Here is an 18,454-nt window from a genome sequence, read left to right on the forward strand (position 1 = left end):
GCATCCAGGTAGTGCAGCGAGGAGGCCGCGACCGGGCACCGGGGCCAAGGGCCGGCCAGCGGCTCGGCCATGCAGTCGTGTGGTCCGCGTACGGGGCGGCGACGCGGCTCACCCCCCTACGTCACGCACTCTGATCGTCCTCGTGGACGGAGCAGAGGCTGGTGCAGGTGGTGAGTGGCGGGCCTCATGGCCAGACACCGCAAAGGCCCGCCGGTCGCGGGTCAGTCGTCCAGGGCGTTCATGACCTTGCCGAGGTCGACGAACTTGAAGTTAGTTGAGTCGCGGTCGCCGTCGCCGGGAGCGTCGTGGCCGTCCTGGACGACGAGGAGGCCGTTCGGGTACCGGGAGCCGAGCGGGGCGTTCAGGACCGCTGCGCCGTCGCACTCCTCGGAGCCGTCGAGGGTGTCGCTCGCAGCCGTGACGCGGAAGCCTCCCTCGTACTCGTTGGCGTCCTTCAGCTCGCGGTCGTAGGCGGCGAAGGTGTTGTCGCCCTGGCTGGAGGCGAGAAGGTAGCCGTCGCCGTCGGACTCGGTGAGCAGCGTCAGGCCCTCGACGTCCGCGGAGATCTTCGAGCCACCGTAGCCGGGGTCGGCGCCCGGCGTGCACTCCTCGGTCTCCTCGTCGTAGACACCGGGCACACCGTACTCGCGGACCTTGTCGATCAGTTTCGGTGTGCCGGTGAGGTCGGCGCGCACGCGCCAGATGCCGATGTCCTCCTGGCCGGCGTAGAGCATGCCGTTGGCCGGGTCGACGACCATGCCCTCGACCTGCGGCAGCTCACCGGGCTCGCCGCACGCGGACCACGAGGTGCCGTCGGGCAGTCGGAAGACGGAGGGAAGGTCCAGGGTGCGGATCTTGCGGTACGTGACCTTGCCGTCCGCGGCCGGCAGCAGCTCCAGGAGGGCGATGCTGGTGCGCTCGCGGCGGCTGACCAGGGCGTAGGACTTGCCGGTCGCCGAGTCCGTCCAGGTCGCCAAACCGTAGGCGGTCCGCTGGTCGTTGATCTCGGCCTGGTCCTTCGAGAACACCGACGGCGAGGCGGGGTCGGTGACGTCGGTCAGCGGACCGCCCGTGCGATCGCGGTCGATGCGGTAGAAACGCAGCCGGTCGTGGCCACGGTCGCTGGTGACGGCCAGGTCGGCCTTCCCCGAGGAGAGCCGCACGCCGTGGAGGAGGTCCACGTTGTTGAACCGGCCCGGGGCATCGTCCTCACCGACGGCCGCAGGCGCGGCTATCGACTGCACCAGTCGCGCGTCCAGGTCGTAGACACGCAGACCGCCCTCCTTGGCGGTCGCGACGACGAGGCTGCGGCCGGGAGCCGCGGCGTTGCGCCAGATGGCGGGGTCGTCCGCGTCCGCGTTGCCGCCTTCGTCATCGTCGTGCAGCACCGGCGTCTCCGTGCGAGGCACCACGGACGGCAGCGGATCGCCGGAGACACTGTGGCGGCCTTCGGCCTGGGCCGGCACGGCCAGCGCCGCCGCTGCGAGGACGGTGATCACGGCCAGCACGGTCGACCGGGCGCTCGGGGAGCGGGTCACGCGGATCTCCTCTGAGAGAGGGTGAATGGTCCTGCGAGAGCGTGGGTGCTGTGCGTGTCGGCACGGCAGCCGCCGACCGACCGGTAACCCCAACCTCGCATGTACACAAGGTGAATGACGCGCCGGACAGCGGATCGTACGTCGGGTCGGTCGCCTCGTCCGCTGGGCATGATCGGGGTCGCGGCCCGGACCCGGACAACGGCCAGCGTGCCTCCCGTGCCCACAGAGAGCAATCGACAGCGAACGCTCCAGACCGGAGATGCGGGAGAGGGGTTCGGGAGTTGGGCAAGCGTCGAGCCTCGACCCGTCAAGTCCTCTTCCCTGGCGACCTGGTGGCGGACAAGGTGAGCGTCCCGGCCAGTGCTGCCGATTAGCCGCGTTCGCGCTGTTTCCCTAGGAAGTGTCGTCAAAGTGTCAGGTCAACACGACCAAAGGAGCCATGTCGGCCCGGTCGAGAACCTGTTCCTGAGCCAGTGTCGGCGGCTAGGGGATGCCGAAGATCGTCAGGCGAAGAGGTCCATGAACAGCACCACAGCGAGGAACGCCATTCCGACCCCGCCCAGCAGACATACGAACAGGCCAGGTTCGCCGTAGCCTTGCAGACGGGCACGTCTGGGCTTGCATGGGTCGTACCGGACGCGTATCTGCGTTGGGTAGTCGATCGGATACAGCCGACCGACCTTGGATTCGACCCTGACCTCATCGCTGTCCGGAGGGGTGTAGGCGACCTCGGGATAGAAACGGGGGTCGCCGTCGCCGTCCGTGTCCGCCCTGACATGGACGATCTCCGCCTCAATCCACCGGCCTCGGGTAAGGAGGCGGAAGTTGGTCCACGCCTTCACGAAGGACCAACCCGAGAACCCCACCGACACAGGGATGAAGGACGCTGTGACGAACTGGTCCAAGTTCACGCAGGCAGGCTACAGCGCCCCTCGGTGCGACAGGCCGCCTCCGATCGGCGTCAGGCGCAGATGCGGGCAATTGGCACAGCCCGGTAGAGCGACCTCGCCGCAGTCCAGAGCCCGGAGCAGACCGGCACCGGGCAAGGGTGACTTGTGTGCGCCCGACGGGCCGATCACCAGCAACATCGTCGATGGCGTGGCACACCAAGGGAGTGGCCGACACGAATTTTCGGCTGACTGCAACGTCCACTTCACTGCGCGCGTCGCGGTGGGCCGAATCCGAGTCCCGCTCCTCGCCCTTCAACTCGAGCCGCCACCGACTCCCGCGCCAACCAGCTACCTCCGGCGCCTGTCCAGTTCGACGGCCAGAGGTGTGGCCGTGAACATCGAGGAGTACGTGCCCACCGCGCAGCCGATGAGGAGGGCGAGGGCGAAGTCGGTCAGGGTGTCACCGCCGAGGGCGGCCAGTGCGGTGAGGATGAACGCGGCGCCCATACCGGTGTTCACCGTGCGGGGTAGGGTCTGGAGGAGAGCCTGGTTGGAGATGTCGGCGAAGGGCTTCCCCTTCGTGCGGCCGGTCAGTTCCCTGATCCGGTCGAAGACGACGACGGAGTCGTTGACGGAGTACCCGATGACGGTCAGCAGCGCGGCCAGGAAGACGCCGTCGACGGGCTTGCCGAGCCAGGCGAAGATGCCCACGAGGATCACGACGTCGTGGGCGAGGGCGGCGACCGCGGAGGTGCCCAGCAACCAGCGGAACCGTGCCGCGAGATAGACGAGTTGGGCACCGAGGGCGACGGCGAGCGCGATGAGGGCGCCGTGGCGCAGTTCCTTGCCGAGGCTGGGCCCGATCGATTCGTCGCGGACCTTCTGCGCTCCGTGTGCCACGTCGGCGACCGTGGCGGTGACGGCCGCCGCTTCGGTGTTGGTCAACTGGGTGGTCCGTACGGTGAGTTGATGTTCCCCGGAGGTCTGGACGACGGCTCGGGGGAAACCGGCGTCAGCGAGCGCGCTACGGGCCCGGTCGGCGTCGACGGGGGTCGTCGTGCTGTAGGCGATGAGGCGGCCGCCGGTGAACTCGACGCCGAGGTCGAGCCCGCGCACGACGATGCCGGAGGCGGCCAGGACCAGGGCGGCGGCCGAGACGGCGAGCCATCTGCGCGGGTGGCGCATCAGGTTCGGGCCGGTACGACTGAGGCGCTCGCGTACGACCCCGGTGTGGGCGATGCCGGTCAGTCGGGGGCGGTGGCGCAGAGCAGGTCGGGCGACGGCAAGGTCGGCGAGAGCCCGGGTGATGACCAGAGCACTCAGCATGGAGGCGAGCACGCCGATGCCCAGCGTCACGCCGAATCCCCGCACCGGGCCGGAGGCGAGGAAGAACAGCAGTCCGGCGGCGATCAACGTGGTGATGTTGGAGTCGGCGACGGCACTGAAAGCCCCGCGGAACCCGGCGGCAAGGGCCGATCGCGGAGTGGGCCGGTCCCGCAGGGCGTACTCCTCCCGGGCCCGTTCGAAGACGAGCACGTTGGCGTCGACCGCCATCCCGATGGCCAGCACGAATCCGGCGAGACCGGGCAGCGTGAGCGTGGCACCGAGGGCTGCGAGAGCCGCGTAGGAGACAAGGCCGTAGCAGAGCAGTGCCACGACGGCGAGGGCGCCCAGGATGCGGTAGACGGCGATGATGAACAGCCCGGTCACCGTGGTGCCGAGGGCGGCGGCCCAGGCGCTGGCCGTGATGGCTTCGGCGCCCAGGGTGGGGCCGACGGTGCGTTGCTCGACGGTCTCGACCGGCACCGGCAGTGCCCCGCCGTTGATGAGCAGCGACAGTTCCTTGGCCTCGCTGTCGCCGAAGCTCCCGGTGATCCGGGTGGAGCCGCCGCCGATCCCGGACCCGCAGGACACGGACGGGTCGACCTGGGGTGAGGAGATGACCTTGCCGTCGAGGACAATGGCGACGCGGCGGGACGGGTCGCCGGCCGGGTGGCATGCCGCCTCCCCTGTCAGACGGGACCAGCCCCTCTCGCCCGTCTTCTCGAAGTCGACGGTGACATGCCAGCCGCCGCCCTGCTGGTCGAAGAGGGCGGCCGCCTTCTCGACGTCCTTGCCGGTCAGCGCGGCCGCCCCCAGGCGCAGGTGCTGACCGGACTCGTCGGGAAGCACCTGCTCTCGGGGACGTTTGGGCAGCGGGGTGGGCAGGTCGTCGTCGCCGGACGTGGTGCCGAGGACCGGGTGGAAGGTGAGCTGGGCGGTGCGGCCGAGTACGTCGGCCGCCTTGCGGGGGTCCTGCACGCCGGGCAGTTCGACGACGATCCGGTCGCTGCCGGACCGCGCGATGGTGGGTTCGGCGACACCGAGCGCGTCGATACGGCCGCGCAGCACCTCCACCGTGCGATCCGTTGCCTCGCTGGCGCCGTCATCATCGGCGCCGTCTGAAGCAGGACGGGTATCGGTATCGGCGGTGGGGCGGGTTTCCAGGACGATCTGGGTACCGCCCCGCAGATCGAGTCCGAGGTGGACGGGCACGGTGAGCGCGACGTACAGGGACAGGGCGACGGCAGCGAGGGCGACCAGCCCTCTGATGCGCGCGGATCGGGTCACAACGGGCCTCCGGCAGGCACACCCCGGCCGCCACGGTGGCTGCGGCCGGGAGAGAAAAGGAGAAGGGACAGGTTCAGGTGCCGGAAGGCGCAGGTGGTGCCCTGATCCCGTGAGGGTGTGCCGGATGGTCCGATACGGGCGGCCCGTCCGCCGCAAGCGGGGGCTGCTCGGGGCCGAGGCCGCCTCGCGTTCCGGTCGGGGAATCCTGGACGAAGCCAACTGGGGCGTGTCGTTCAGCGGTGGCATCCCCATGGCTGCGCACCGCGACGGCGGCCGCCACGGTCGGGGCAGCGCTGTCGTCGTGAGGCTCCCCGTGCTGCGACACCGCCGCGAGCACACGGCCACCGGCTGCGTGGGAGTGCTCGCCACTGAAGGCGGGGGAACCGAGCAGGGTGAGGACGACAGTGAGCAGGACGGCCCACACCGCTGCCGTCCCGGACCGCCGTACGCGTACACGGGCGTCCACGGAATCGGCCATCTCCCCTCTCCCCTCCCCCGTCAGTGACGGCCGGCTCGCTCAGGCCTCGATGAGGCCGGCACGGATCGCGTAGCGCGTGAGTTCCAGCCGGTCCCGAAGGCCGAGCTTGTGCAGGAGGTTCTCCCGGTGGCGGTGGACGGTCTTGATGCTGATGAAGAGCATCTCGGCGATCTCCTTGGAGGAGTGCCCCTCGGCCACGAGTTTGAGGACCTCCTCCTCGCGCGCGGTGAGCACCTGCTCGGGCGGCTCCTCGCCGTGGCGGACGCGGTCGAGATAGTTGCGGATCAGCGCCGTGACCGCGCCCGGGTACAGGAACGGCTCGTCCCGCATGGCGGCCCTGCACGCCGCCACCAGGTCGCGGTCGGCCACGGACTTCAGCACGTATCCGCCGGCGCCGGCCTTCAACGCCTGGAAGAAGTACTGCTCGTTGTCGTGCATCGTCAGCATCAGCACCCGTACTCCCGGCTTCAGCGCGAGAAGCTCCCGGGTGGCCTGCAGGCCGGTCATCCGGGGCATGGCGATGTCCATCACCGCCAGGTCGACCTCGTGGGTACGGACCAGTTCGACGGCTTCCGCGCCGTCCCCGGCCTCGGCGACGACCTCGAGATCCGGCTCCCGGTCGAGGATGAGCCGCACCCCGCGTCGTACCAGCGCATGATCGTCGGCGAGGAGGATGCGGATCACGGAGGTGTGGGGCGTGGTCATGGCTGCTTCCTGGGGAGGGGCACGGTCAGCCGGAGTGTCGTACCGGCCTGGGGCTTCGAGGTGACATCCAGGGTGGCCCCGATCAGCAGGGCCCGCTCGCGCATTCCGCGCATCCCGGCCCCTTCCGGGGCGGCTCCGGTGCCGCGGCCGTCGTCGGCCACGGACAGCACCACCGCCTCGTCGGTGTGGTGCAGACCCACCTCGACCTGGCGCGCCTCGGCGTGACGGGCCGCGTTGGTCAGCGCTTCCTGGGCTACGCGGTACAGCACCAGCTCCGTCTGCTGCTCCAACATGGGCAGGCCGGCCTCGAAGCGGCGCACCACACGCAGCCCTACATGGGTGGCGAACTCGCTGGTCAGCGAGGTCAGAGCGCTGACCAGGCCGAGATCCTCAAGTACGCCCGGTCGCAGCCGTCGTACGAGACGCCGTACTTCGTCCAGGCTCCCCCGGGTGATCTCCTGCGTCTGGCGCAGTTCACCGCGCAGGGGCTCTTGTGCCTCGTCGGCGACCCGTTCCAGGACCAGCAGGATCGCGGTCATGCTCTGGCCCACCTCGTCGTGCAGTTCCTGCGCGATGCGACGGCGCTCGGCCTCCTGCGCGAACAGGGCGCGGGCGCTGCTCGATGCCCTTTCGTGCTCGAGGCGTTCGAGCATGGCGTTGAAGGTGCGGATCAGTTCGGCGGTCTCGCCCCTGCCGCCTTCCGGCAGGCGTTGCCCGGGGCGCAGCAGGTCGACGGTGGTCATCAGGCGCGTGAGCCGGTCCAGCGGGGCCAGGCCGATACGCAGCAGGGCGGCGTTGGCGACGAGCATGACCACCAGGCCGGCCACGAGAATGACCGCCTCGGTCAGCACCACCGGCACGGAGACGGTCACCGGAGCCCACAGCAGCAGCGCGGTGGCGCTTCCCAGCACGACCGCGTTGAGCGCGAAGATCCGCCAGAACAGGGACATCCGGACGACGCCTTTCCTCGTGAGACACGGCTCTGCCTCTACTGTCGGTCACTTCGTGTCCCGAGCATGAGCTGCGTCGACCGGTCCTGACCGGCCTGCTGTCCAGGTTGCCCGCCGGAGGCCGCGCCCGTCGATGGGCTCCAATGCCCATTTCCCTCGGCCGGCCTGCCCACGCGGCGGTGGGTCCCGGGCCGCGCCACAGATGGGTATCGCGCCCGATGGGCTTTGCCCGGCGATGCCGTCACGGTGGAGGCACGACCCGAGACCGACCGACCACCATCACTCCCCCGGGCTCCCGCCCCGACCACTGCCGCCTGCCCGGCAGACCCGACCTCCTCGTGAAAGAAGGACCGTCATGGCGCTCGACACGTCCCAGACCGAAGTCCCCCGTGAGCGGCTGACCCCGCACGAGGCCCTCCAGCGCCTTCAGCACGAACGGGCCTCCCGCCTCACCCAGCTCCGGGCCATCGGCGAAGCCGGACCCGAAGCGGAGGAACAGGTGATGTCGGCCCAGAAGGACACCGTCCGGCGCGTCCTCACAGAGGTCGAGGCCGCCGTCGCCCGTGTCCAGGACGGCACCTACGGCGTCTGCCTCACCTGCTCCAAGCCGATCCCGGTCGAGCGCCTGGAGATCCTGCCCTACACACCGCTCTGCGTGCCCTGCCAGCGCAGTGCCGGCTGACCGGCGTACGTCCGCTCTCCCTCGTCCGTCCTGTCCAGGGGGTGACTCGGTGAACCACCAGACCATCGACGACCGCAACACCGCGCTGACGATCGAGGACTTCGCCGCGCTGCGCGAGAACCTGCACGAACAACGGCTCTTCCGCCGCGAACAGCTCCAGCAGCTCTCGGCCGACGCCGCACCCGAACGGCTGGGCGCCGCCCACATCGAGGTACGCGTCAGACTCGCCGCCTCCGCCCGCATGGTCCTGACCGACGTCGAAGCCGCTCTCGACCGCATGGACCAGGGCCGCTACGGCGCCTGTCACCTGTGCCGCGGGCCCATCGCCCGCGAGCGCCTGATGATCGTGCCGCAGGCCCGCTACTGTGCCCGCTGCCAGCAGGTCAGGGAGGCCTACCGGTGAACACGGCTGTGGACCTGCACCGCTCGTGGCCCTCGTGCCGGCAGTGCACCGGCATCGCGATCGACCTGGGCAGCGCCCGCACCCGCGCCCGGATCTCCGCACGCCGCACGATCCTCGACGTGCCCACCGTGACCTCGGCGGGCCCCGGCGCCATCCATCCCGTCCAACGCGGGACGATCGTCGACGTCCCCGCGACGGCCCGGCTGCTCGACCGGCTGCTCCGCCACCGACTCCCCCGCTTCGGCCGCCCGTTGCTCATCCTGACCACGCCCGTCCTGGGCGGTGTCGCCTACCGGGCTCAAGCCCGCACCGCGGTCGAGGTCCTGCGCCCGCGCACCGTCCTCACCGTCCCCACCGCGCGTGCCGTGGCGGTGACGGCCGAAGCCGACCTGACCCGCCCGCTCCTCGTCGTGGACCTCGGCGCCCACCTCACCGAGGTCACCCTCCTCGCCGACGGCGCGGTGACCGACGCCCGCTGCACCGCCCTGGGGACCGGCGACCTGGACAGCCTCACCCCACCCGCTCGGATCACCGATGCGGTCGTCGCCATGGTCACCGGCATGCTGGACCAGGACCACACCTCGCAGACGCTCGACGCGCTCCGGCGGGGGCCGCTCCTCGCGGGCGGTGGCGCGCTGCGACCGGACATCACCTACGACCTCGCGGGCCGCCTGCACGCGCCGGTCCAGCCCGTGCCGGCCCCGCACACGGCTGCGGTACGAGGCGCGGCGAAACTCCTGCACACGGTTCGCCACCACCCTTCCACCACAGCTCACCAGCGCTGAACCGCCGGGCGCGCGTGCCCGGGGCTCTCACGCCTCTTGCGGAAGGAGAGACATCGTGACCCGCGGTACTCCCCCGGCTCGCCCTCCCGAAGGCCCGCCTCGCGTCCTGCTGTGGCGCTGGCGGCACAACCCCCTGCGCCGCCGCACCGACCTCGCGCAGGCATGGATCAACCTCGGCCTGTTCCTGACCGTACTCGTCGCCCTCCCCGCCGCCGCGTTCTGGGCCGGTGACACCGCCCACCGCCATCACACGTCAACCTCCCAGCAGCAGAAGGCCAGTTGGCATCACACTTCCGCCGTCCTGGTCCATGATGCCCCTCGCCATCCGGAGCCGGGGTCCCACGAGGCGAAGAGGACCCTGTACCCGGCCACCGTCCGCTTCACCGACCCACGAGGACAGACTCGCACCACGAAGACCGACGTCGAGCCCGCTCTGACCGCAGGCAGCACCGTCCGCGTATGGGTGAACGCCGAGGGCGAGATCACCGGGCCGCCCTTGACCGCAGCACAGATCCGCGACCGGGTCATCGGCTGGGCCCTCCTCGCCGCCATGGCCGTCCCTCTCCTCGGCGCCGCCGCGTGCAGCTACGTCCACCGGAGGCTGGAACGGCACAACCTCGCACGCTGGGAGGCGGCGTGGGAGGAGGCGGCTTTGCGCTGGACCACTTCGCGCTAGTGGATATCCGTGTCGGGCGCGCGCCGGAGTGCGGGACAGAGCAACTTCGTCGTCGACGACAGCGCGATGACGACCACCCGCACGGACTGGTGCCCCACTCCGCACTGCGCGGGGTGAGGCACCAAGTCATGTGTCGGGTCTGTCAGTTGAAGGGGTCCAGCGTCAGGTACGCCTGCTGCGGGTTGCCGTCGTGGACGAGGGACTCGTGGTTGCCGACGTCGTCGAACGCGAACGCGTAGGCCTTGCCGTCCGCCATCTGCGCGTGGATCTTCTTCGCGTACTGGTTGGTCACCGAGTCCTGGTAGAAGTTCGCGGTTCCGGTGTCCGGCTGGTTGGGGTTGACCAGGAGGGTGGAGCGGTTGAAGCCCGCGCACAGGGTGCGTGAAATGGGGCCGCGCACCTGGTCGTTGGGCGCGTCGAGGTTCTTGTAGCAGCCGAAGATGCTGGCTGCGTCCGGCTTCTGGAAGCTGGTGACGACGGCGCCCGAACTGTTCGTGAAGTTCATGACGTTGCCCGACACCCGGCCGAAGTACTTGGTGTTCGGCTGGTCGGTGAAGGGGGTGACCGTCAGGTTCGTCGTCGCGTACTTCTGCCATACGCGGTTGATGTAGTCGTCCATCACGGACGCGGGCAGGGCTCCCGTCTCCAGTCCGTAGGTGGGCGATAGGGCGCGCAGGACGGTGCCGTCGGACCGGGTCTGGATCAGGTTCGCCCAGCCACCTGCCTGGCTGCGGAGCGAGTTGTAGAACCCGTTGTAGCCGCCCGACTTGAGGTGGCCGGTGCTGAGCGTGCTCCCGTCGGTGCGCTGCACGCCGACCGCGTAGGGCGCGGAGAACATGTCCACTTGGGTGCTGTTGATCCACAGGCCGGAGTCGTTGAGCGTGTACTCGGACCAGTTGAAAAGGATGTTGCGGTTCGGGTCGGACGGGTTCTGGACCGCGGGCTGCACCAGTCCGCCCGTGGTCAGCTTGAAGACGAGCTTCTGGCCGTAGGAGAAGTAGATCCGGCCGGAGAACTTCGGGATGCGGATGGTCTTCGTCTGCCCGTTAGCCGGGCCCGCGATGGACGCGTCGGGCGCCGGCGTCGGAGGATTGCCGCCGGCCGGCCATGCGTGGAAGGTGCCGTTGGCGTCCGCCCAGCCCTGTTGTCCGGTGCTGAGCAGCGTGCCCAGGGTGTAGACGTAGACCGCGTCTCCGCGGCCGGAGTTGTTGGTGAGCTTCAGGGGGATCGTGGCGGGCACCGCCGCGTCCGCGGAAGACGGTGTGAGGACCGTGAGGGCGGCGCCGAGCAGCGCGGCCGCCACCGCTGGCGCCATGATCCGGCGAGTGAGCTTCTTGAGCACGCTCCACCTCCGTGTGGGGGGCACTGGGGGAGATTGGTCCGTACCGGTTTTGAGAGCGCTCTCAAAGTGTCACCGCGGTTGCGTGCATGTCAACGGGTTGAGCCTTCAAATACGGGCTGGCGCACACGGATTGCGCTCTGTGAGCGGCATCGAGGGGAGGTGAGGATCGGCCAGGAGGCGCCGTCCAGGAGGTGGAGCTCCCTCGGCAGCCGCGAGCCCAACCAGGGCCGGCCTGCACGCCGTATCGAAGGATCGCGAAGCTGAGCGGAAGCCGCCCCGGCATCTCAACCAGTAGCTGACGCAGGCCCTCAACTTCGAGGCCGGCGAGGAGCACTGGCACGGTGCCGTCCCGGACGAGGAGCCCGGTGAACACCAACGCGGTCCCCGCCGCCGGTGACCCCCTGGCACGGCCTCGCTCTCGGCCAGGTCGTCGGCTGCGGTGAGGGCCGCGGAGCACTCTCCGCGGCCCTCACCCTCATCTCACGCTCAGGACTCCCGACGGCTGCTCAGGGTGTCAGGGAAGGGTCCATTTCTGGTTGGGGCCGGTGTGGCAGGTCCACAGGTGGACCGGGGTGCCGTCGTTCCAGGTACCGCCGGACGCGTCGAGGCACTTGGCGGACTGAGGATTGCGGACCGTACCGTCGGCCTGCGGGGCCCACTTCTGCGCGCCGCTGCCGTTGCAGGTCCACAACTGGACCTTCGTCCCGTCAGCCGAGCCACCACCGGAAACGTCCAGGCACTTGCCCAACGCCTGCACCGAACCGTCCGCAGCAACCGTCCAGGTCTGCGCACTCGTCCCGTTGCACGTCCACAACTGGACCTTCGTCCCGTCGGCGGTGTTGGCGTTGTCGACGTCCAGGCACTTGCCGTTGACGCCCTTGACCGCGCCCGAGCGGGGGCCCGGCGGTGTGACACCCGACGGCTTGATCCGGATGTTGCGGAACGTGACGTCGTCGCCGTCGCCGTGGTTCTGGATGCCGATGTACCCCTGCTGGAGGCTGCGGACGGGGTCGGTGTTGGTGAAGTCGTTGACCTTGTCGCCGTTGAGGAAGATCTCCAATCGTTCGCCGGTGACCTTGAGTTCGTACGTGTTCCACTCCCCCGGCGGGTTCAGCGCGGCGTCGCGTGCCGCGATGTCGGCGGACTTGAAGCCGTACACGGCGCCCGTGGTGCGGTCGGCCGCGTCCGTGGCGTCGATCTGGATCTCGTAGCCGTTGTCCACCGCCGACCAGGGGTCGTCTGAGGCGGGGAAGCCGATGAAGACACCGGAGTTGTCGTCGCCGGCCATCCTCCAGTCGAGCTTGAGGGAGTAGTCGCCGGTGAACTCCTTCGCGGAGTACCAGAGCATGCCCAGTCCGCCGTAGGAGCTGAGGCTGCCGTCGGCGAGGGTGAAGCCGCCCGGGCCCGCCTGCTTCCAGCCGGTCGTGGAGGAGCCGTCGAACAGGGAGGTGTAGCCGGTCTCGGGGCGGCAGTCCGCCTCGGTCATGCCGGCGGCCCAGCGGATGCCGCCGAGGAGGTGACGGCGGAAGGCGACGTCGCTGAACGACTCGTCGGTGTGGCCGCCGCCGGTGTAGAAGGCCCGGCCGCCCTGGTAGTCCTTGCACCAGGCGATGGGGTGGTCCCCGGACATGTTCCCGCCCGTGTAGCTGGACTCGTCCAGCGAGGCGAGCACATGGGCGGTGGTGCGGGGGTTGGTGCGGTAGTTGTACCACTCGTCGGTGCGCTGCCAGGTGGCGCCGAGGTGGGCGGTGGCGTCGTGGGCCCGGTCCTCCACCTTGACGGTGGCGGGCTGGATCGCCGGGTGGGAGTGGAACAGGGCGCCGGCCAGGCCCTCGTAGAAGGGCCAGTCGTATTCGGTGTCGGCGGCCGCGTGGATGCCGACATAGCCCCCGCCGCCCTTGATGTACTGCTCGAAGGCGGTCTGTTGGGTGTCGCCGAGCACGTCACCGGTGGTGGAGAGGAAGACGACCGCCTTGTACTGGCCGAGGTTGCCGGTGGTGAAGACCTGGGGATCCTCGGACGCGTCCACCGTGAAGTTGTTCTGCGTGCCGAGGGCCCGCAGTGCCGCGATGCCGTCGTCGATCGAGGAATGCCGGAATCCCGCGGTCCGGGAGAACACGAGCACCTTGTACGCCGGATCGGCGGCCGCCTGTGCCGCGGGGCGGGCGGCGGCCGGTGCGGCCTGCCGTGCCGGGCCGGCCGGCTGGTCGGCTGAGGTGGGCAGGGCGGTGGCCTGCGGGGCCAGACAGAGCACGAGGCCGGTGAACAGGCCCAGCACGGCTGTGAGTTGCTTACGCATGTGACGTCGCCTCCTTTCTACGGAAGGGTCCATTTCTGGTTGGCGCCGGTGTGGCAGGTCCACAGGTGGACCGGGGTGCCGTCGTTCCACGTGCCGCCGGACGCGTCGAGGCACTTGGCGGACTGGGGGTTGCGGACCGTGCCGTCGGCCTGCGGGGCCCACTTCTGCGCGCCGCTGCCGTTGCAGGTCCACAACTGGACCTTCGTCCCGTCCGCCGAGCCACCACCGGAAACGTCCAGACACTTGCCCAACGCCTGCACCGAACCGTCCGCAGCAACCGTCCAGGTCTGCGCACTCGTGCTGTTGCAGGTCCACAGTTGGATCTGGGTGCCGTCGGCGGTGTTGGCGTTGTCGACGTCCAGGCACTTGCTGTTCACGCCCTTGACCGCGCCGGAGCGGGTCCCGCCACCGGTGGTGGTGGTGAAGGAGAACTCGTCGACGTCGAAGAGCGATCCGGCGCCGCCCTTGAAGACGAGGTACAACTGCGTCGTGCCGGCGGGCTGGTTGGTGAGTCCCGTGGTCACGTCCTGGAAGGTCTCCCAGTCGCCGGTCACCGGCACCGTCGCCGTACCGAGCAGGGTGCCGGTCGGGGACCCGGCGCGTACCTCGATCGTGCCGCCGGCGCCTGCGGAGGAGACCCGGGCGGTGAACCTGGTGGCGTTGTCGAGGGCGTACGGGGTGAAGGAGATCCAGTCGCCGTTCTCGATGTTCCCGACGGTCTTGCCGCCGTGGGCCGGACCGTGACTGATGACCCCTACTCCGGCTGAAGCGCCGTAGTGCTCGGCCTGCCGGTGGGAGGGCTGGACGATGTGCTGGTCGTGCGTGGTCAGCGCGGGCTGGCCGTTCGCGCCCTTGTCGGTGTACTCGGCGTCGAGGACACCGAAGATGTTGGCGTTGGGGTCGTGTTCGCCGTCGGCCAGGGTCTGCAGCGTGCCCGTGCAGCCGGTCGCCGAGGTCTGCGGGTGGCCGTGGCTGTCATGTCCGACGATGAAGGAGATCTTGACCCGGGAGCAGTCGATGGTGCCGTCCTCGGGGTCGGTCACCGTCACCTTGAAGGGGATCGCGGCACCGAAGTCGTAGATACGGCCGTTCGCGGGCAGGTCGATCTTCACGCTGGGGGCGGTGTTGCCGACGGTGACTTGTACGGATGCCGTCGCGCTCTTGCCGGTCGGGTCGGTCACCTTCAGCGTCGCCGTGTACTGCCCGTTGGCGGTGTACGTGTGCGAGGGGTTGGCGGCGGTGGAGGTCGCGCCGTCACCGAAGGTCCAAGCGTAGGTGAGCGCGCCACCGTCCGGGTCCGAACTGCCGGCCGAGGAGAAGGAGACCGCGAGCGGCGCCTTTCCTGACGTGATGTCCGCCTTGGCCTGGGCGATCGGGGCGAGGCCGTCGGTGACGTGTTCGATGCGGTACAGGGCGGAGTTCTCGTCGCCGTTGAAATAGCCGGTGCCGTAGTCGAGGACGTACAGGGCGCCGTCCGGGCCGAAGGCCATGTCCATCACCTGGGTGCCGCTCCAGGGGACGGCGTTGATGGACTGCACGGTGCCGTCGCCGCCGGCCTCGATCCGCTTGATCCAGCGGCGGCCGAACTCGCCGGCGAAGAAGTCGCCGTCGTACTCCTGCGGGAACTTGACCTTGGAGGTGGAGGCGGCGTCGTAGCGGTAGACGGGGCCACCCATCGGGGATTCGGAGCCGCCGCCGAACTCCGGTACGGACGTGCCGTTGTAGGGGATCCAGGCGGGGCGCGCCGCGGGCAGGTCCGTCAGGCCGGTGTTGCGCGGTGAGGTGTTCTTGGGCGCGGAGCAGGAGAACTTGGCGCCCGAGGTGTTGGTGGCGAAGTCGTAGTCGGTGTAGGCGTCGTTGTTGCCGGTGCAGTACGGCCAGCCGTAGTTGCCGGCCTGGGTGATCCGGTTGAACTCGACCTGGCCCTCGGGTCCCCGCCCGGGCGCCGCGGTGCCCGCGTCGGGTCCGTAGTCGCCGAGGTAGACGATGCCCGTGGCCTTGTCCACGCTCATGCGGAAGGGGTTGCGGAAGCCCATCGCGTAGATCTCGGGGCGGGTCTTGGCGGTGCCGGGCGCGAAGAGGTTGCCGCTCGGGACGGAGTACGTCCCGTCCGCGTTAACCTTGATGCGCAGCACCTTGCCGCGCAGGTCGTTGGTGTTGCCCGCCGAACGCTGGGCGTCGTAGGCGGGGTTGCGGGTGGCGCGCTCGTCGATCGGGGTGTAGCCGTCCGAGGCGAAGGGGTTGGAGTCGTCGCCGGTGGAGAGGTAGAGGTTGCCCGCCGCGTCGAAGTCGATGTCGCCGCCGACGTGGCAGCAGATGCCGCGCGAGGCCGGAACGTCGAGGATCTTTTTCTCGCTGGCAAGGTCCAGGGTGTTGTCGGTCTTCAGGACGAACCGGGACAGCCGGTTGACGCCGTCGAAGGGGGTGAAGTCGGAGGCCGACCCGTCGGAGGGTGCGTCGCCGCCCGGCGTGCTCAACTTGGGCGCGAAGTACAGGTAGATGAAGCGGTTGGAGGTGAAGGCCGGGTCCACCGCTACGCCTTGCAGGCCCTCCTCGTCATGGCTGTAGACGTCGAGCTTGCCCGCAATGGCCGTCGTTCCGGCTCCGTCCGTGAGGCGCAGCGTGCCGTCACGCGAGGTGTGCAGCACCGAACGGTTCGGCAGCACGGCGAGCGTCATGGGCTCGCCCATCTCGGCCACGCCCTTCGCCAGCGTGACCTGCTGGTACTCGATGGCCGCCGCGGCGCGGCCACCCGCATCCGGCGCGGCGGCAGCCGCTGTTCCAGGCAGAAGGCAGCCGACGGCGCACACCAACGCCAGTGCTGACGCCAGCGAGCGGAGGGGCCTGGGTCTTGCGGGTCTGACGAATTTCTTGCGCACAAACGTCTCCCGAGGTGTGGGGATGAGTGCAGGACTTGAGCAGCCCTGTTCGGGGAGTGCAGGCGCGCGCCGTCGCGCCGTCGAACCGGTCTGCGTGCCTACATGCCTGCATGCACATGACCGGTCCAGTGCAAGGAAGTTAGCGTCCCTGGTTCCGGGGCGTAACCCCTTTGGCGTGAGATCGCTCCACTTTTTCCATGATCAGGACAAAGTCGAGTCCGCCGAGCGGCAGCGGAAAGGCTGCGAGAGATCACTTGGCAGCATGAAAGACCGGGCGGGACTCCACGCCCACGGTTCACCGATCCGAGTCCGCTCCTCGGACTGGCGGGGCAGCGCGTGCTGGTCGACATCGAAGTCACGCTCGACCAGGCAGGGTTGAGCTCCCGCGGGTCACCCGGCCGACCAGATGGGGACCCCGGCGGGACAGAGCCCGGCAAGGTGGACGGCGCCGGTGTCGTCATAGCGTGCGACCTCCCCCGAGAGCGCTCGCGGGCACGCGACGGAACCGGCACGGCGAGGCGGACGGCCGCGCGGAGCCGCCGTGTCTCGGGTTCGGAGTGGGCGCCAGGAGGGTGTCACGCCTCCACCGTCGGCCGACAGGTCGGGCCGACGGTGGAGGCGGTGAAGGCGGGCTTCAGGATTCGGGGTTGGCCAGGCGGCTGAGCAGGGTGACGGCGTCGTCGTGTGCCACCGGCTGGAAGAAGCGGGCGTCGACCTCCTCGACGGCGGTGATCGCGCGGGGGGCGAGTTCGGCGCCGGCGCTGGTGACACGCAGCCGTTTGGACCGGGTGTCCGCGGGATCGACCTCGCGCTCGATCAGACCCTTGCCCTCCAGGGCGCGCAGGACCTGCGAGGTCATCTTGACGTCCGTCCCCGCCTGGCGGGCCACGGCCAGTTGGTTCGGGTGCTCGCCGCGGGTGTTCAGCCACCAGGTGCAGGCAAGCAGGACGAACTGCACGTGAGTGAGACCAAGGGGACCGAGAGCGGTGGCGATGTCGCGCTGCCAGCGCAGCGTGGCGTGCCAAAGCAGGAATCCGGGGCTGTCGCCGGGACTGAGGGCCATCAGCCCTGCGCCAGCTTGACCAGGGCGGCCATGGTCTGCGGCCAGTCCGCGGTGATCGCCGGACCGATCTGCGGGCCGAGCTCGTCGGCACCGGTTCCGGAGATCTCCATCCGGTACGTCACGCGCGTGCGACCCTGCGCGCCCTGGTCGAGCCGGTGGGCCGTGCGCAGGACCAGACCGTCGAACCGGGCCTCGTCCACGAACAGTTCGTTGACACTGACCTCGGCGACGAGCAGGTGCACGGGACTCTGGCCGGCCGGGGTCATCACGATCTCGGCGCCCGCCGCGAACGGACCGCTGACCTGAATGCTCTCGATGTCGGCGTTCCAGGTACCCCAGTTCTCGACGTCGACCCACAGGGCCCAGACCTGCTCGGGCGTGGCGCTGGTCTCGATGCTGTGCTCGTACGTCCACATGATGGCCCCCTGCTGGAGAAGTTCCCGACGATTATCTACGTACAGATTATCTTCGCGCAGACTATCTGTCTACGTTCACTCGGAGGGGATGCCGGCATGGAGGGCATAGGGGGTGACGTCCTCGCTCCGGCAGGAGGCCACTGTGGGGTGCGGGTCGAATCGGTCGCACTGGCAGATCAGCGCACCAGCACCAGCCCCAGGGCGACTTGAAGTGGCTGCACGAAGGCCACACCGAAAGCAGAGGTCCTGTCCCCGAGACCCGCCATAAGGTGAGCGCGTGCGCAACGACCAACACGACGACCCCCCAGTGAGGAGAGGCCACGCCGCCATGTCGATACGCGAGAACTTCGCCGGACTCTTCAGGACCACGACCAGGACTCCCGACGGCGACCCGTTCGCGATGGAGCACCCGTGCCAGTGCTCTCCGGCGTGGCCTGACTTGGAGACGACGGCGAACGGGCACACGCTCCCGGCTCAGCCGTCCAGCCACTACAGCGTTCTCACGAACCCCGAGGTCAGTCCGTTCGTCGCGCGCTGCACCGGGTGCCACGCTCGCTATCCCCACGCCTGGGTGATCCCGCAGGGCGCGCCCATGCCCTTCGACTGGGCTCGCGAGACTCCGCCGAGCGCGTGAGCGCCGAGCAAGGTCCGTACGGAGGACAACTCGGGCGGCGAGCGCGGTCGGCACCAGGCCATGCCTTGGGCACCGCCTCATCAGGCCCTGTTCCAGAGCGCGTT

General features: G+C 69.5%; 15 protein-coding genes. 5 read left to right on the forward strand and 10 right to left on the reverse strand.

Features of this window, described 5'->3' with window-relative positions; all coding sequences use genetic code 11:
- Positions 1–221 precede the first annotated feature (221 nt).
- The 5 genes from ACZ66S_RS36235 to ACZ66S_RS36255 all read right to left on the reverse strand — a co-directional run bounded on the left by ACZ66S_RS36235 (position 222) and on the right by ACZ66S_RS36255 (position 7,171).
- On the reverse strand, positions 222–1,538 hold the full coding sequence (locus tag ACZ66S_RS36235; protein ID WP_469905818.1) for a phytase: 1,317 nt from the start codon (positions 1,536–1,538) through the stop codon (positions 222–224).
- 503 nt (positions 1,539–2,041) lie between these two features.
- Positions 2,042–2,449: a DUF3592 domain-containing protein gene (locus ACZ66S_RS36240; protein WP_469905819.1), complete on the reverse strand. Its 408-nt coding sequence runs from the start codon at positions 2,447–2,449 to the stop codon at positions 2,042–2,044.
- Between the two features lie 327 nt (positions 2,450–2,776).
- On the reverse strand, positions 2,777–5,038 hold the full coding sequence (gene secD, locus ACZ66S_RS36245) for a protein translocase subunit SecD (RefSeq protein WP_469905820.1): 2,262 nt from the start codon (positions 5,036–5,038) through the stop codon (positions 2,777–2,779).
- Positions 5,039–5,555: 517 nt separating this feature from the next.
- Positions 5,556–6,221 carry a response regulator gene (locus ACZ66S_RS36250; protein ID WP_469905821.1) on the reverse strand — a complete coding sequence of 222 codons (666 nt, stop codon included), beginning with the start codon at positions 6,219–6,221 and terminating at the stop codon, positions 5,556–5,558.
- Positions 6,218–7,171, reverse strand: a complete 954-nt coding sequence (locus ACZ66S_RS36255; protein WP_469905822.1) for a HAMP domain-containing sensor histidine kinase — start codon at positions 7,169–7,171, stop codon at positions 6,218–6,220. Before ACZ66S_RS36255 ends, ACZ66S_RS36250 begins: the two co-directional genes overlap by 4 nt.
- 355 nt (positions 7,172–7,526) lie before the next feature.
- Between ACZ66S_RS36255 and ACZ66S_RS36260 the strand changes: the two genes are divergently transcribed.
- From ACZ66S_RS36260 to ACZ66S_RS36275, 4 genes are read left to right on the forward strand one after another with little or no spacing between them, the layout of a single operon-like run.
- A complete protein-coding gene (locus tag ACZ66S_RS36260; RefSeq protein WP_469905823.1) occupies positions 7,527–7,853 on the forward strand; it encodes a TraR/DksA family transcriptional regulator in 327 nt (108 codons plus the stop codon).
- Positions 7,854–7,902: 49 nt separating this feature from the next.
- Positions 7,903–8,256, forward strand: coding sequence for a TraR/DksA family transcriptional regulator (locus ACZ66S_RS36265; protein WP_469905824.1), 354 nt, complete (start codon positions 7,903–7,905; stop codon positions 8,254–8,256).
- Complete coding sequence (locus ACZ66S_RS36270; RefSeq protein WP_469905825.1) at positions 8,253–9,041, forward strand: rod shape-determining protein; 789 nt, start codon at positions 8,253–8,255, stop codon at positions 9,039–9,041. The genes ACZ66S_RS36265 and ACZ66S_RS36270 overlap by 4 nt, the downstream gene beginning before the upstream one ends.
- A gap of 55 nt (positions 9,042–9,096) precedes the next feature.
- A complete protein-coding gene (locus ACZ66S_RS36275) occupies positions 9,097–9,717 on the forward strand; it encodes an Rv1733c family protein (protein WP_469905826.1) in 621 nt (206 codons plus the stop codon).
- Between the two features lie 142 nt (positions 9,718–9,859).
- Here the strand turns inward: ACZ66S_RS36275 and ACZ66S_RS36280 are convergent, their stop codons facing one another.
- The 5 genes from ACZ66S_RS36280 to ACZ66S_RS36300 all read right to left on the reverse strand — a co-directional run bounded on the left by ACZ66S_RS36280 (position 9,860) and on the right by ACZ66S_RS36300 (position 17,716).
- Positions 9,860–11,032 carry a glycoside hydrolase family 64 protein gene (locus ACZ66S_RS36280; protein WP_469905974.1) on the reverse strand — a complete coding sequence of 391 codons (1,173 nt, stop codon included), beginning with the start codon at positions 11,030–11,032 and terminating at the stop codon, positions 9,860–9,862.
- Between the two features lie 541 nt (positions 11,033–11,573).
- Positions 11,574–13,358, reverse strand: coding sequence for a ThuA domain-containing protein (locus ACZ66S_RS36285; RefSeq protein WP_469905827.1), 1,785 nt, complete (start codon positions 13,356–13,358; stop codon positions 11,574–11,576).
- Between the two features lie 17 nt (positions 13,359–13,375).
- A complete protein-coding gene (locus ACZ66S_RS36290) occupies positions 13,376–16,237 on the reverse strand; it encodes a PQQ-dependent sugar dehydrogenase (RefSeq protein ID WP_469905828.1) in 2,862 nt (953 codons plus the stop codon).
- Positions 16,238–16,871: 634 nt separating this feature from the next.
- On the reverse strand, positions 16,872–17,300 hold the full coding sequence (locus tag ACZ66S_RS36295) for a MarR family winged helix-turn-helix transcriptional regulator (RefSeq protein ID WP_469905829.1): 429 nt from the start codon (positions 17,298–17,300) through the stop codon (positions 16,872–16,874).
- On the reverse strand, positions 17,300–17,716 hold the full coding sequence (locus tag ACZ66S_RS36300; protein WP_469905830.1) for an SRPBCC family protein: 417 nt from the start codon (positions 17,714–17,716) through the stop codon (positions 17,300–17,302). Before ACZ66S_RS36300 ends, ACZ66S_RS36295 begins: the two co-directional genes overlap by 1 nt.
- Positions 17,717–17,993: 277 nt before the next feature.
- Between ACZ66S_RS36300 and ACZ66S_RS36305 the strand changes: the two genes are divergently transcribed.
- On the forward strand, positions 17,994–18,350 hold the full coding sequence (locus ACZ66S_RS36305) for a hypothetical protein (RefSeq protein WP_469905831.1): 357 nt from the start codon (positions 17,994–17,996) through the stop codon (positions 18,348–18,350).
- The last annotated feature ends 104 nt before the right edge of the window (positions 18,351–18,454 follow it).

This window comes from Streptomyces sp. NPDC107471, from assembly GCF_055582845.1.

Excerpts from the sequence above, each read along its gene's own strand:
- ACZ66S_RS36250 (WP_469905821.1), bottom strand. The coding sequence starts at position 6,221 with ATGACCACGCCCCACACCTCCGTGATCCGCATCCTCCTCGCCGACGAT.
- ACZ66S_RS36255 (WP_469905822.1), bottom strand. The coding sequence starts at position 7,171 with ATGTCCCTGTTCTGGCGGATCTTCGCGCTCAACGCGGTCGTGCTGGGA.
- ACZ66S_RS36260 (WP_469905823.1), top strand. The coding sequence starts at position 7,527 with ATGGCGCTCGACACGTCCCAGACCGAAGTCCCCCGTGAGCGGCTGACC.
- ACZ66S_RS36280 (WP_469905974.1), bottom strand. The coding sequence starts at position 11,032 with ATGGCGCCAGCGGTGGCGGCCGCGCTGCTCGGCGCCGCCCTCACGGTC.
- ACZ66S_RS36285 (WP_469905827.1), bottom strand. The coding sequence starts at position 13,358 with ATGCGTAAGCAACTCACAGCCGTGCTGGGCCTGTTCACCGGCCTCGTG.
- ACZ66S_RS36295 (WP_469905829.1), bottom strand. The coding sequence starts at position 17,300 with ATGGCCCTCAGTCCCGGCGACAGCCCCGGATTCCTGCTTTGGCACGCC.
- ACZ66S_RS36300 (WP_469905830.1), bottom strand. The coding sequence starts at position 17,716 with ATGTGGACGTACGAGCACAGCATCGAGACCAGCGCCACGCCCGAGCAG.